Annotated in this window: 8 protein-coding genes and 4 tRNA genes; 5 read left to right on the forward strand and 7 right to left on the reverse strand. The window is 38.0% G+C overall.

Annotated features, from left to right (window positions below):
• Positions 1–61: 61 nt before the first annotated feature.
• The 3 genes from FCS21_RS15120 to FCS21_RS15130 all read right to left on the reverse strand — a co-directional run bounded on the left by FCS21_RS15120 (position 62) and on the right by FCS21_RS15130 (position 4,815).
• Positions 62–1,333: an NRAMP family divalent metal transporter gene (locus FCS21_RS15120; protein WP_138624383.1), complete on the reverse strand. Its 1,272-nt coding sequence runs from the start codon at positions 1,331–1,333 to the stop codon at positions 62–64.
• Between the two features lie 75 nt (positions 1,334–1,408).
• The gene (uvrB, locus tag FCS21_RS15125) at positions 1,409–3,430 is read right to left on the reverse strand and encodes an excinuclease ABC subunit UvrB (RefSeq protein WP_138624384.1); all 2,022 of its coding nucleotides are present in this window, start codon (positions 3,428–3,430) and stop codon (positions 1,409–1,411) included.
• Positions 3,427–4,815 (reverse strand): MATE family efflux transporter, encoded by a 1,389-nt coding sequence (locus tag FCS21_RS15130; RefSeq protein WP_138624385.1) that lies wholly within the window; start codon positions 4,813–4,815, stop codon positions 3,427–3,429. The genes uvrB and FCS21_RS15130 overlap by 4 nt, the downstream gene beginning before the upstream one ends.
• A 639-nt stretch (positions 4,816–5,454) precedes the next feature.
• Between FCS21_RS15130 and FCS21_RS15135 the strand changes: the two genes are divergently transcribed.
• From FCS21_RS15135 to FCS21_RS15150, 4 genes are all read left to right on the forward strand, one after another.
• Positions 5,455–5,530: transfer RNA gene (locus FCS21_RS15135), tRNA-Asn, on the forward strand.
• A 68-nt stretch (positions 5,531–5,598) separates the two neighbouring features.
• A tRNA-Asn gene (locus FCS21_RS15140) sits at positions 5,599–5,674 on the forward strand.
• 169 nt (positions 5,675–5,843) lie between these two features.
• A tRNA-Asn gene (locus tag FCS21_RS15145) sits at positions 5,844–5,919 on the forward strand.
• A gap of 169 nt (positions 5,920–6,088) precedes the next feature.
• Positions 6,089–6,164 (forward strand) — tRNA-Asn (locus tag FCS21_RS15150).
• Positions 6,165–6,765: 601 nt separating this feature from the next.
• On the opposite strand, the gene clpA is transcribed toward FCS21_RS15150, so the two are convergent.
• Together clpA and clpS are read right to left on the reverse strand one after the other, a co-directional pair.
• On the reverse strand, positions 6,766–9,024 hold the full coding sequence (clpA, locus tag FCS21_RS15155; protein WP_138624386.1) for an ATP-dependent Clp protease ATP-binding subunit ClpA: 2,259 nt from the start codon (positions 9,022–9,024) through the stop codon (positions 6,766–6,768).
• Between the two features lie 20 nt (positions 9,025–9,044).
• A complete protein-coding gene (gene clpS, locus FCS21_RS15160) occupies positions 9,045–9,377 on the reverse strand; it encodes an ATP-dependent Clp protease adapter ClpS (RefSeq protein ID WP_138624387.1) in 333 nt (110 codons plus the stop codon).
• A gap of 390 nt (positions 9,378–9,767) precedes the next feature.
• Between clpS and cspD the strand changes: the two genes are divergently transcribed.
• Complete coding sequence (gene cspD, locus FCS21_RS15165) at positions 9,768–9,980, forward strand: cold shock domain-containing protein CspD (RefSeq protein ID WP_138624388.1); 213 nt, start codon at positions 9,768–9,770, stop codon at positions 9,978–9,980.
• A gap of 136 nt (positions 9,981–10,116) precedes the next feature.
• On the opposite strand, the gene icd is transcribed toward cspD, so the two are convergent.
• Both icd and FCS21_RS15175 read right to left on the reverse strand, forming a co-directional pair.
• The gene (gene icd, locus FCS21_RS15170) at positions 10,117–11,367 is read right to left on the reverse strand and encodes an NADP-dependent isocitrate dehydrogenase (RefSeq protein WP_138624389.1); all 1,251 of its coding nucleotides are present in this window, start codon (positions 11,365–11,367) and stop codon (positions 10,117–10,119) included.
• A gap of 257 nt (positions 11,368–11,624) precedes the next feature.
• Positions 11,625–13,856 carry an NADP-dependent isocitrate dehydrogenase gene (locus FCS21_RS15175; RefSeq protein ID WP_138624390.1) on the reverse strand — a complete coding sequence of 744 codons (2,232 nt, stop codon included), beginning with the start codon at positions 13,854–13,856 and terminating at the stop codon, positions 11,625–11,627.
• Between the last annotated feature and the right edge of the window lie 108 nt (positions 13,857–13,964).

The raw sequence follows: 13,964 nt of genomic DNA on the forward strand, positions 1-13,964 counted from the left end.
ACCATCAAGACTTAATAGCCTAACACTGTGTTAAGTAAAGAATATAGTAATGTTATTGTCACTACATAAACCATTTCCACCAAATAAACACGGCTAAGAAACCAAATAAGTATGCTAAGCCTACCCAAGACAATATTTTCATTTTTTTACTTAGCGCTAATTCTTTAGGTAATGCTGTTGTTGCTACCAGCCAGTAATTAAGAGAAGCAAAAATAGGTGTGGTCATAAATGCTAACACCATGGCAAAGTTAAGCATGGTTATTAAAGAGGATACAAAAAATAAAATAACCGCCATGGCACAGGCACTAATTAACAACATCCAACTATTATGTCGAGGCTCCCCTTCATGTTGTGGATTTTTTATTTGTTGTTTAGCTTCAGCTAAAGCTCGCGCATAACCATCAATGACCGTAATAGTGCTACCAAAAATACAGCCAAAAGCAATAATCGAAATAAGTATTCGAGACCACTCACCAATAGCACTAGCATACATACCGACAAGTTGATGAGAAAAAGCAATACCAGAATTAGCTAAGTTGTCTGTTTTACCATGTAATACCAATGCCCCTAAAGCTAAAAAGACAATGGCTAATAACGCGGTAATGGTATAACCAATGTTAAAATCAAACAGTGCTGATTTGTTGGTTACCTTACCTTGTTGACATTGCCTTTTTAACCATAGCGACGTTAAACAAGAGATTTCAATAGGCGCTGGCATCCATCCCATAGTGATGACAATAAAGCCTATGGAAGCAATGGTCCACGCAGAAGGTGGATTAAAATCAGTAGGTAAAGCTTGTACTTGGTTTGCCGCCATAACGACAGCAATTAATGTCGTTAGCGTTAACACCGCCATAATTATTTTTGATAGGCCATCTAATGCCTGATAATGACCGCGTAATAAAATAACTAAACACGCAATGATCACTACTGCTGATAATATCGGTAGTGATAGCTCAAAAGGAAGAAATAGACCTAATAAACTGGCACTAAACAAGGTAAGCGCGGCGGTATTAATAACCGCAGAAATAGCCGTAAGTAAGGTGAATAACCCTAAATAGCCGCGACCCATTTTTGCATAACCCGCCACCAAACTTTGACCCGTACCCATAGTATAAGTGACCCCAGCTCTGAAGAAGGGGTACTTGAGCAAATTAACTAACAAAATAAGCGCGGCAAGTTGCCAACCAAAAATTGCGCCCGCTTTGGTAGAGGCAACAAGGTGAGAGCCGCCAACCGCAGCGGTGGCCATCATAATACCTGGTCCAAGCGATTGAATAATCATAGCTATTTTATTTTGTGGAGGGGGATTTAACGCGGCACTCGCTTCCATAACATATTGTCCTGATTTTTATTTTAGAGCTCGCTAATCAGTCATTACTTAACTGTGTATTAGCCAGTGATACGATTAAGTAGATAACTGCTGTATTCTTAATTTAGCTATTTTATCACGCACAGAAGCGGCTTGTTCAAATTCTAAGTTTTGCGCATGCCCTTGCATTACTTTTTCTAATTCAACTATTTTTGCATCAATTTGCCTAGTGCTTAATAAAGGCTCTTCTGCTTGCTGGTTAATATGATAGTTGCTATTAGCTTCTGCTACTTTATCAAGTGATTTAGCATCACTGTAATTGCCAACACCCATCACATCCGTTATTCGTCTAATAACCCCTTGAGGCGTAATATTGTTGTCTAGATTATACTGATGTTGCTTTATTCTACGTCGCTCAGTTTCGTCAATAGCACGGCGCATGGAGCCGGTTATTTTATCACCATATAATATTGCTCGGCCATTGAGGTTACGGGCAGCACGACCTATGGTTTGAATTAATGAACGATCGGATCGTAAAAAGCCTTCTTTATCGGCATCTAAAATAGCCACTAACGACACTTCTGGCATATCTAAGCCTTCACGCAATAAGTTAATACCAACGAGAACATCAAACTTTCCTAACCTAAAGTCTCTGATAATCTCAACACGCTCAACGGTATCAACATCGGAGTGTAAATAACGGGCTTTAATACCATGCTCATCTAAATAATCGGTTAAATCTTCAGCCATACGCTTAGTTAACGTAGTAGCCAATACGCGTTCATCTAACGGTAATCGTTTACGTATCTCGGACAATAAATCATCCACTTGCGTTTCAACCGGTCTTACTTCAATTTCAGGATCAAGTAACCCCGTTGGTCTTACGACTTGTTCCGCAATATCACCAACACACTTTTCTAGCTCGTAGTTACTCGGCGTTGCTGATACATAAATGGTTTGTGGAGAAATGGCTTCAAATTCTTCAAATTTCATCGGCCTGTTATCTAGTGCTGAAGGTAGTCTGAAACCGTATTCCACTAAATTTTCTTTACGCGATCTATCACCTTTATACATAGCACCAATTTGCGGTACAGTCACATGCGACTCATCAATAATGAGTAAACCATCATCAGGTAAATAATCAAATAGTGTCGGCGGTGCACCGCCCTCTTCTCTGCCGGATAAATAACGAGAGTAGTTTTCGATACCTGAGCAATAGCCAAGTTCAGTCATCATCTCAATATCAAATTGCGTGCGCTGAGTAAGGCGTTGCTCTTCAACTAACTTATTATTATCTTTAAGTTGTTTCGAACGATGTTTAAGTTCAATTTTAATGTTTTCTACCGCAGCTAAAATTTTTTCTCTTGGCGTAGCATAGTGTGTTTTAGGGTAAACCGTTACGCGAGCGAGTGTCCGTTCAACTTGCCCCGTTAGTGGATCAAATTGACTAATACGCTCTATTTCTTCATCAAAGAGTTCAACGCGTAAAGCAAGGCGGTCTGATTCAGCGGGGAAGATATCAATAACATCACCACGAACGCGATAAGTCGCCCGGGCAAAAGCAATATCATTACGGGTATATTGCAATTCAGCTAAACGACGTAAAATATCGCGCTGATTGATAATGTCACCTTGGCTAATATGTAACATCATTTTTAAATAAGAGTCGGGATCGCCCAAACCATAAATGGCTGACACCGACGCTATAATAATAACGTCTCGACGCTCTAACAGTGCTTTGGTCGCAGATAAACGCATTTGCTCAATGTGTTCATTGACTGAAGCATCTTTTTCTATAAAGGTATCGGTTGTGGGTACATAAGCTTCAGGCTGGTAATAGTCATAATAAGAAACAAAATACTCAACAGCATTGTTGGGGAAAAACTCTTTCATTTCGCCATAAAGTTGCGCCGCTAAGGTTTTATTCGGTGCTAACATCATCGTCGGTCGATTAAGCTTTTCAATAACATTAGCAATGGTGAAGGTTTTACCTGAGCCAGTTACCCCTAAAAGCGTTTGATGAGCTAAGCCTGATTCTATACCGTCTAACAACTGTTTTATTGCGCTAGGTTGATCACCACTGGGGATATAATCAGAACAAATTGTTAATTTTTTCATACCACCTTCTCCGCAGGCGCAAGTTCGAGTAACATAAATTGTTTAGTAAATAATCGGTACGAAATCATTGCCATAAGAATATTACCAAGTAAAGCGCCGGCAAATAAACCGGTTAAACCATAAAGTACGCTGCCAAGGTACGCTAATGGCAGATAAAAAACAAACAGTCTAATAACACTTAGTGCCAATGCAATCATGGGTTTATGTAGTGCATTGAGTGATGAATTAGTTAAAATGACAATACCTTGTAAACCATACCCTAATGGTAATATCCAAATAAAGAGTTTAATAAGCTCAGCAACCGCCTCGTCTTGGGTAAAAATACTAGCGATCCAAGGAGCACAAAGCGCCAAGAAGAGGTAAATGACAATTTGCCAAGCGAGAATAAACTTAATGGCAACTTTATACGCATCTTCAGCACGATGTAACTGTCCTGCTCCAAAATTTTGACTGATAAAAGGCGGTAAAGTCATGGATAAGGCTAACACGATTAAACAAGCGATTGACTCAAGTTTTGAGCCAACACCAAAAGCGGCAACCGCTGACTCACCATAGGTGGCAACAATTGCTGTCATGATAGCCGCAGCGATAGGTGTTAGCATATTCGCTCCTGCCGCAGGTAAACCTATTTTTAATATATCTCGACAAGCACTGGTTAATTCTTTTATAGGTAACATAGCAGTATGAATTAGATCGTGCTTTATCGTTAACACATAAAAGACTAAACCGAGTCCAAAAACCCAGGAAATTAAGGTTGCAATAGCTGCGCCCTGAACCCCCATAGCAGGGATAGGTCCAAGACCAAAAATTAAAATAGGATCAAAAATAGCGTTAATTAAGCCAGCACTGCCCATAATTATACTGGGTGTTTTAGTATCTCCCGATGCGCGTAAAACAGCATTCCCTATCATAGGGCCAATTAAACAAACACTACCGATATACCAGATATCCATATACTCATGAATTAAAGGTAATAAAGACGGTTGGGCTCCAAGTAATGTAAATAAAGGATCGGTAATGAAATAACCTATAATTGATAAACAAGCAACAATGATAGCGGCTAAATAAAGCGCTGCTGTTGCCGCATTTTTTGCTGACTTGGTGTCTTTCTTTCCTAAAAATTTAGCAATAACAGCAGAGGTTCCTATACCTAAACCAATAGTTAAACTCAATACAGTGAAAGTAACGGGAAAAGTAAAACTTATTGCAGCAAGCGGCTGCGTACCAAGAAGTCCAACAAAAAACGTATCAACTAGGTTGAATGTCATTAACAAGACCATGCCATATATCATAGGGATGGTCATACGTTTTAGTGTATTAGGGACAGGATCTTCTAGTAAGTTAATTTGCTTATTGTTGTATCTAGCTGTGTTTTTTTGGGTCATTAAATATTATCTGTAGTTCTTTTAATCAGGGTAAATACCATGTCGCGCTACATTGTAAAAGATTAAGCCGCTTTTACCTAGCTTAGATTCATGACAGTGGCTCGCTTTAGCTCAACGTAAATTCGTAATATTAAAAAATAAAAGGTAAGTGAACTATTTATCTCACGAATGAACAAAATACTGTGCATTTTTTCTGTATTGTGTGAAGTCATTCAACAATACACAATTATAACTATGGATAGTGTTAATAAATGTGGTGATTAAAAATCAGCCTAATTATAGAGTAAAGTTAAAAAAAGAAATAAAACATTGAATTATAAGGGAATAAATATAAAGTGGATTTGTATTGACTTGTAGCTAAGTCAATTAAACCGTATTATCACAATAAAGTTACACGTTAACTCACATAGTTATCCACAGGAAAAGTGGATAACTATGTGTTAACTCTACTATTGACCTTAGCATATGGACTACATGAGTTCAGTGCAAAAAATAGCCTCAAGTGATGTAAAAATCTCTCTTATGTGCACAATTTCAGCAAACGCTCATTATTTTAAAATTATATGTCTTTTAGTGTTGACAGTAAGGTCACAGGTCTTTATTATTCTGCCCCGTTAGCCACTGAGGTTAACGCGAGATTCCCCAATAGCTCAGTTGGTAGAGCGATGGACTGTTAATCCATGTGTCACTGGTTCGAGCCCAGTTTGGGGAGCCACATATCAGTTATCAAGCGCAGCTTGAAAACTAAATACTTCGTGATAAACAGAAGTTAAAAAAGTTTATTCCCCAATAGCTCAGTTGGTAGAGCGATGGACTGTTAATCCATGTGTCACTGGTTCGAGCCCAGTTTGGGGAGCCACATTAAAAATGATGGTTTCAGATCGCTAGAGCGATGGACTGTACTCTCTTTAAATAAGCATATGTCACTGACGGGCTTATCGAGTATAGTTTGGGGAGCCACATATCAGTTATCAAGCACAGCTTGAAAACTAACTACTTCGTGATAAACAGAAGTTAAAAAAGTTTATTCCCCAATAGCTCAGTTGGTAGAGCGATGGACTGTTAATCCATGTGTCACTGGTTCGAGCCCAGTTTGGGGAGCCACATTAAAAATGATGGTTTCAGATCGCTAGAGCGATGGACTGTACTCTCTTTAAATAAGCATATGTCACTGACGGGCTTATCGAGTATAGTTTGGGGAGCCACATATCAGTTATCAAGCGCAGCTTGAAAACTAAATACTTCGTGATAAACAGAAGTTAAAAAAGTTTATTCCCCAATAGCTCAGTTGGTAGAGCGATGGACTGTTAATCCATGTGTCACTGGTTCGAGCCCAGTTTGGGGAGCCACATTAAAATGTGAAACGAAACCTACTTTATGTAGGTTTTTTTTCGCCTAAAGAAAAGTAAACTAACTATGCCCCTCATCATATACAAACACTAAAAAAAATTCATTCCCCAATAACTCAGTTAGTAGCGCGATGGACTGTACTCTCTAAAGGAAAGTATGTGTCACTGGTTCGAGCCCTTTGATTATCAATAAACAGCTGGGAGCCACATTAAAATGTGAAACAAAACCTACTTTATGTAGGTTTTTTTTCGCCTGAAGAAAAGTAAACTCGCTATAATCGTCAAAATAAGCAACGACTAAAAAGTTTATGCCCCAATAGCTCAGTGGGTAGAGCGATGGACTGTACTCTCTAAAGGAAAGTATGTGTCACTGGTTCGAGCCCTTTGCTTCAACAAAGAGCGGGGAGCGACTAAAAAATAGTGATAGCTACAAATCGCTAAGGCGATGGATACCCGTTCAGAAACTTCAGCTATGATGTTATATATCCTAGTTCTGTTATGACATCATATCGCGTGACTATCAGACATAAAAAAACCTTACGAACCTGACTTTGTAAGGTTTTATCAATAACTGTACTGATACGGATCTTTATATTAAAGACTATTTCGCTACAATCAATTCTTGTTTGTTTTCAAAATTAATCACTAGGCGATCTTTTTTAACGTCAACTTTAGCGACGCCGCCATGTGTTAACTCACCAAAGAGTAATTCATTTGCCAATGCTTTTTTCAAATGTTCTTGAATTAAGCGTGACATCGGTCTTGCCCCCATTGATTTATCGTAACCTTTATCAGCTAACCATTGTTTGGCTCGCTTGGTTAACTCAAGTGAAACACCTTTTTCATCAAGCTGAGCTTGTAGTTCAACAATAAATTTATCGACTACCTGGTGTATAACAATATTGTCGAGGTGATTAAACCAAACAATGTTGTCTAATCTATTTCTAAATTCAGGTGAAAAGACTTTATTTATTTCACTTAACGCATCTTGGCTATGATCTTGCTGTTTAAAGCCAATAGATTGACGTACCGTTTCTTGTACTCCAGCATTGGTTGTTAACACGAGAATAATATTTCTAAAATCAGCTTTTCGACCATTATTATCGGTTAATGTACCGTGATCCATTACTTGCAAGAGAATGTTATACACATCTTCATGGGCTTTTTCTATTTCATCTAATAAAACAACCGCATGAGGGTGTTTTAAAACGGCATCAGTTAATAAACCACCTTGCTCATAACCTACATATCCAGGAGGAGCACCAATAAGGCGACTTACCGCATGTTTCTCCATATATTCAGACATATCAAAACGTAGTAACTCCACACCTAATATTTTAGCTAACTGTTTAGTTATTTCTGTTTTACCCACACCAGTAGGTCCTGCAAATAAGAATGAGCCAACAGGTTTTTCATCATTGCCTAGACCTGCACGAGATAAACGAATAACTGAAGTAAGCTCATCAATCGCTTTATCTTGCCCAAAAACAACTAGTTTCAAATTTCTATCTAGGTTTTTAAGACTATCTTTCTCATTCAGTGATACAGATTTTTTCGGGATCCTCGCGATTTTTGCAATAATGTTTTCAATATCTGTATTATTGATCACTTTTTTGCGCTTACTTGCCGCAACTAATTGCTGTTTTGCACCCGCTTCATCAATAACATCAATCGCTTTATCTGGCAGAAATCTATCGTTAATATACTTAGCTGATAACTCAGCTGCTGCATGTAATGCTTTACTGGTATAGCGAATACCATGATGGCTCTCATATTTATCTTTTAAGCCTTGTAATATTTTAGTGGTATCTGCAACACTAGGCTCGGCAATATCAATTTTTTGAAAGCGTCGCGCTAGCGCACGGTCTTTTTCAAAAATACTTTGATATTCTTGATAGGTGGTAGAGCCTAAACAACGAATTTTACCCGCTGATAATAAAGGTTTAAGCAAATTAGAGGCATCCATCATACCGCCAGAAGCAGCGCCTGCACCTATAATAGTATGAATTTCATCAATAAAAAGTACTGCATTTTTATCTTCTTCAAGTTCTTTTAGTAAACCTTTAAAGCGTTTTTCAAAATCACCTCTATATTTAGTACCTGCTAATAGTGCCCCCATATCTAAAGAAAAAATAGTGGCATCAGCTAAAAACTCTGGCACTTTTTTCTCGACGATAAGGTTCGCTAAGCCTTCAGCTATGGCTGTTTTACCAACACCCGCTTCACCAACAAATAATGGGTTATTTTTTCTGCGGCGACTTAACACTTGTAAAGTGCGTTCAAGTTCGTCATCACGACCAATTAGAGGGTCGATATTACCTTTTAAAGCTTCTTGATTAAGGTTTACCGCAAAATTTTCAATGGTCCTAGGCTCTTCTTCACCTTGTGTTTCACCACTTAAAGTCTGCGCTGAACTATCATCATCAATTTTAGCAATACCATGAGAAATATAATTAACAATATCTAAACGGCTAATATCTGCCTTTTTTAGAATATAGGCGGCTTGCGATTCTTGTTCGCTAAAAATGGCCACGAGCACATTCGAGCCACTCACTTCATTTTTACCTGATGATTGCACATGAAAAACAGCACGTTGCAGAACACGCTGAAAGCCTAATGTTGGCTGTGTTTCTCGTTCAATTTCGCCAACCGGAATTAGTGGAGTTGTTTCATTGATAAAGTCTAATAAACTTTTACGTAATGTTGCTAAGTCTGCCCCACAAGCACCAAGTACTTCTATCGCTGAAGGGTTGTCTAATAATGCCAATAATAAATGCTCTACCGTCATAAATTCGTGACGTGATTCTTTAGCTTGGCGGAAGGCTAAATTAAGGGATACTTCTAAGTCTTTGTTTAGCATAGCTACTCCAATTTTTAACTTTATGCTTTTTCCATCACACACTTTAGAGGGTGTTGATTTTCAAAAGCGTACTGGACAACATGTTCTACTTTGGTTTCTGCTATCTCTGCAGTATATGTGCCACAAAGGCCTTTTCCTTTGTAGTGAATGGTTAACATAATATCTGTTGCTTGTTCTTCACTTTTATTAAAAAAGCTAGACAATACATCTACAACAAAATCCATCGGGGTATAATCATCGTTAAGTAAAAAAACATGATATTTAGCTGGCTCTTTTATTTCGTCTTTAACTTCTTCTTCAACAATACCTTGGGTGTCGCCTTTGGTGTCAAATAACTCTTTCCAATTACTCATATGTTTATCTTAGTCTCTACTTTTTACTTTTGCTGTAACTTTTTGTGTAAACAAGCTTAAAAAAAAACTTTATCAACTTGACTAATCTTATTTTTTATCTAGGATTCTATCAGTGGTTATTATTTAATCGCTAAGCTCGTTATTTATGCTTTTTTATTTTGATTGCTGATTGCTGATTGCTGATTCATTATTACTTTATTAGCTTACTGCTACGCTACAGCACTAATGTTTTAAAGCTAACGCTAACGCTTTAGTTTTAGTTTTAGTTTTAGTTTTAGTTTTAGTTTTAGTTTTAGTTTTAGCATTTATAGCTAGCGCTTTAAAGTTACCAGCTAACCAATATAAGTAAAACATAATTAAATACTAAAGGATATAAAAGGAAGTCCCAGTATGGCACACGGTACAGTTAAATGGTTTAATAATGCAAAAGGTTTTGGCTTTATTCGTCCAGATAATGGTGGAGATGATATTTTCGCACACTATTCAACCATTGAAATGGATGGCTATCGCACGCTAAAGGCCGGACAAGATGTCGATTACGAGCTAAATGAAGGGCCTAAAGGTCATCATGCAGCGAGTATAAAATTAGCAGAAGACGAATAAAATTAATTATAAAGTCGTTACGCTACATTAAAAAGGCATAAAAATAAAAACACAACGATTAAGTTGTGTTTTTATTATGCTACAGCACCCTATAAAAAATACTATAAAGTAGTTAGTGCTGCTAAGATTTTGCTAATTACATATGCTCAATAATACAGTCGCCAAAAGCAGAACAAGAAACTAAGGTGGCATCATCCATCAATCGTTCAAAATCATAAGTCACGGTTTTTGCTTGTATTGCACCTGACATACCTTTAAGTAATAAATCAGCCGCTTCAAACCAGCCCATATGCCTTAACATCATCTCCGCTGAAAGTATTACTGAACCTGGGTTTACTTTATTTTTTCCAGCATATTTTGGTGCTGTGCCGTGTGTAGCTTCAAATACAGCAACCTCATCACCTAAGTTAGCGCCTGGAGCAATGCCTATTCCACCTACTTGTGCCGCTAGCGCATCTGATAAATAGTCACCATTTAAGTTCAGCGTTGCTATTACGCTATATTCCGCAGGACGTAATAAAATTTGCTGCAACATTGCATCGGCAATAACATCTTTAATAATAATTTCTTTACCGGTGTTAGGGTTTATTAATGAACACCAAGGTCCACCATGAAGTAAACTTGCGCCAAATTCTTCTATAGCAAGCTCATAACCCCAATCTTTAAAGGCGCCTTCAGTAAACTTCATAATATTACCTTTATGAACTAAAGTTACTGAGTCTTTATCATTATCAATAGCGTATTGAATTGCTTGTCTTACCAAACGTTGTGAACCTTCTTTTGATACAGGCTTTATACCAATACCACAATTTTCGGTAAAGCGAATATTACTTGCGCCCATTTCCTCTGTTAAAAAGTCTATAACGGCTTTGGCTTTATCACTGCCTGCTTTATATTCGATACCAGCATAAATATCTTCAGTATTTTCACGAAAGATCACCATATCCACTTCACCTGGTCTTTTAACTGGGCTAGGTACGCCAGTAAACCATTGTACCGGACGTTGGCAAACATAAAGATCAAGCATTTGTCTTATGGCAACGTTTAGAGAACTCATGCCACCACCTACTGGTGTGGTTAGAGGACCTTTTATAGATACTTTATATTCTTGAAGAATATTAAGGGTTTCCTCTGGCAACCAAGTTTCGCTATCGTACATTTTAGTCGCTTTTTCACCAGCATACACTTCCATCCATGCTATTTTTCGTTCACTACCATACGCTTTAGCTACTGCGGCATTGACAACTTTAAGCATAGGAGGTGTTACATCTACACCTATACCGTCACCTTCAATAAAAGGAATAATGGGATTGTTGGGTACTGATAACTTACCGTCAATAAAGGTAATTTTATCTCCAGTCGTTGGAATGATAATTTTATTGGTCATAGGACGAGCTCCACATTTAACGAGTATAGAAAAGTTGCTCTACTAAAGTAATGCAAAAAAGAGGCTATCACTAAACACTTTGTCGTGATAGCGACTATCACGACAATCAATATGTCTTGCTCTAGCCTAAAAAAAGACCAAAAAAAAGCTAAGTATTACTACTTAGCTTTGTTACTTACTATATTATCTAGCGCTATTTTAATTCTACTAACCTTTCGTACTACTGATTGGTAGAATAATCGTTAACTAGGTCAACTTTACAGTAGTGCCGATAAAATAGTGTTAAAGGTTTCACTTGGGCGCATGGCTTTTTCTGCTAGTTGTGTGTCAGCAAAATAGTAACCATTAATATCAATAGCCGGACCTTGAGCGGCATTTAATTCAGCGACAATTTTTTCTTCTTGCTTAGTAAGCGCTTGAGCGACGCTGCTAAAACTTGCTTGTAGTTCAGTATCTTTTGTTTGGGCTGCCAATGCTTGCGCCCAATACATTGCCAGATAAAAATGACTACCGCGGTTATCTAACTCACCTACTTTACGAGAAGGTGATTTATTAGTATCTAAGAATTTACCTGTCGCTTCATCTAAGGTATCTGCTAACACTTGGGCTTTAGCATTACCGGTTGTTACCGCTACATGCTCAAGTGATGCAGCAAGTGCTAAAAACTCACCTAAAGAATCCCAACGTAGGTGGTTTTCTTTTTCAAACTGTTGAACGTGTTTAGGTGCAGAGCCACCAGCGCCAGTTTCAAATAAACCGCCACCATTCATTAGCGGTACAATAGACAACATTTTAGCACTAGTGCCCAACTCTAAAATTGGGAACAAATCAGTTAAGTAGTCTCGTAATACGTTACCCGTCACTGAGATAGCATCTTCACCTTTAGCAACACGTGCTAATGTATATTCACAGGCTTTAACCGGCTCAAGAATTTGAATATCTAAACCTGTAGTATCATGATCAGCTAAGTAGGTTTTAACTTTTTTGATCATTTGTTCGTCATGACCACGGTTTTCATCTAACCAAAAAATCGCTGGGGTTGCTGTTGCTTTAGCACGAGTTACCGCTAATTTAACCCAATCTTGAATCGGCGCATCTTTTACCTGACACATTCTGAAAATATCACCTTGGGCAACTTTTTGCTCAATAAGTGTTTCACCTGCAGCATTAACCACACGTACTGTGCCAGGTGCTTTCATAGTAAATGTTTTATCGTGTGAACCGTATTCTTCAGCTTTTTGTGCCATTAAGCCAACATTAGGCACTGTACCCATTGTCGAGGGATTAAAAGCCCCGTTTTCACGACAAAAATCAACGACTGCAGAGAAAACGCCAGCATAGTTACGATCAGGGATCATAAACTTAGTATCTTTTTGCTTACCATCGGGTCCCCACATCATACCAGAAGCACGAATAGCGGCCGGCATCGACGCATCGATAATCACATCACTCGGTACGTGTAAGTTAGTAATACCTTTGTCTGAATCAACCATAGCCATTTCAGGACGAGTAGCATAAACAGCTTCTATATCTGCTTCAATTTCTGCTTTTTGCGCAGCAGGTAAACGGGCGATTTTAGCATAAACATCACCAACACCATTATCAGCATCAACGCCTAATTGTTCAAAAGTAGCGGCGTGCTTAGCAAACACGTCTTTATAAAATACTTTAACAGCAAGACCAAACATAACCGGATCAGAGACTTTCATCATGGTTGCTTTTAAATGCAATGATAATAAAACATCTTCTTCTTTTGCTTTATTAATTTCAGTTTCAAAGAAGTCTACTAAGGCAGATTTGCTCATTACTGACGCATCAATAATTTCTTTATCAAGTAATGGTAAGTTTTCTTTTAATGACGTTACCGCACCATTTTGTGCAACAAACTCAATATTGACCTTGGTTGCACCATCAATTGTGACTGACTTTTCACTACCATAAAAATCACCTGAGTTCATATGAGCAACATGAGATTTTGAATCTTTCGACCAAGCTCCCATTGAATGCGGGTTTTTACGAGCATATTGTTTAACAGAGGCTGGCGCACGGCGATCAGAGTTACCTTCACGCAATACAGGGTTAACCGCTGAACCTAACACTTTAGCATAAGTTAATTTAATAGACTCTTCTGCTTCATTTTGTGGCTCTGCCGGGTAATTTGGTAAATCATAACCTTTGGCTTGTAATTCTTTAATAACCGCTTCTAGTTGTGGAATAGACGCTGATATATTTGGCAATTTGATAATATTAGCCGCAGGTGTTTGCGCTAATTCACCTAATTCTGCTAAAGCATCGTCAATACGCTGCTCTTTAGTTAAGTATTTTGGAAAGTTAGCTAAGATACGACCTGCCAAAGAAATATCGCGTGTTTCAACGTCAATACCTGAAGAAGCAGTATAAGCTTGAATAATGGGTAATAAAGAGTACGTCGCTAAGGCTGGCGCTTCGTCGGTAATAGTATAAATGATTTTTGAGTTATCAGTGCTCATTGAAATTCCTATTTTAATTAGCTAAAAGTTCTAGTGAACACAAAAAAATTAACTACAAAATTAATGAATATTCACTCAAACTAAAAATTTATTTTTCGGGCGCATAGT

This window comes from Colwellia ponticola (genome assembly GCF_005885605.1).
Taxonomy (GTDB): Bacteria; Pseudomonadota; Gammaproteobacteria; order Enterobacterales; family Alteromonadaceae; genus Colwellia; species Colwellia ponticola.

What these genes read in the sequence shown, in the direction of transcription:
- clpS (WP_138624387.1), bottom strand. Translation starts at nt 9,377, where the DNA reads ATGAGTAATTGGAAAGAGTTATTTGACACCAAAGGCGACACCCAAGGT.
- icd (WP_138624389.1), bottom strand. Translation starts at nt 11,367, where the DNA reads ATGACCAATAAAATTATCATTCCAACGACTGGAGATAAAATTACCTTT.
- clpA (WP_138624386.1), bottom strand. Translation starts at nt 9,024, where the DNA reads ATGCTAAACAAAGACTTAGAAGTATCCCTTAATTTAGCCTTCCGCCAA.
- cspD (WP_138624388.1), top strand. Translation starts at nt 9,768, where the DNA reads ATGGCACACGGTACAGTTAAATGGTTTAATAATGCAAAAGGTTTTGGC.
- FCS21_RS15120 (WP_138624383.1), bottom strand. Translation starts at nt 1,333, where the DNA reads ATGGAAGCGAGTGCCGCGTTAAATCCCCCTCCACAAAATAAAATAGCT.
- uvrB (WP_138624384.1), bottom strand. Translation starts at nt 3,430, where the DNA reads ATGAAAAAATTAACAATTTGTTCTGATTATATCCCCAGTGGTGATCAA.
- FCS21_RS15175 (WP_138624390.1), bottom strand. Translation starts at nt 13,856, where the DNA reads ATGAGCACTGATAACTCAAAAATCATTTATACTATTACCGACGAAGCG.
- FCS21_RS15130 (WP_138624385.1), bottom strand. Translation starts at nt 4,815, where the DNA reads ATGACCCAAAAAAACACAGCTAGATACAACAATAAGCAAATTAACTTA.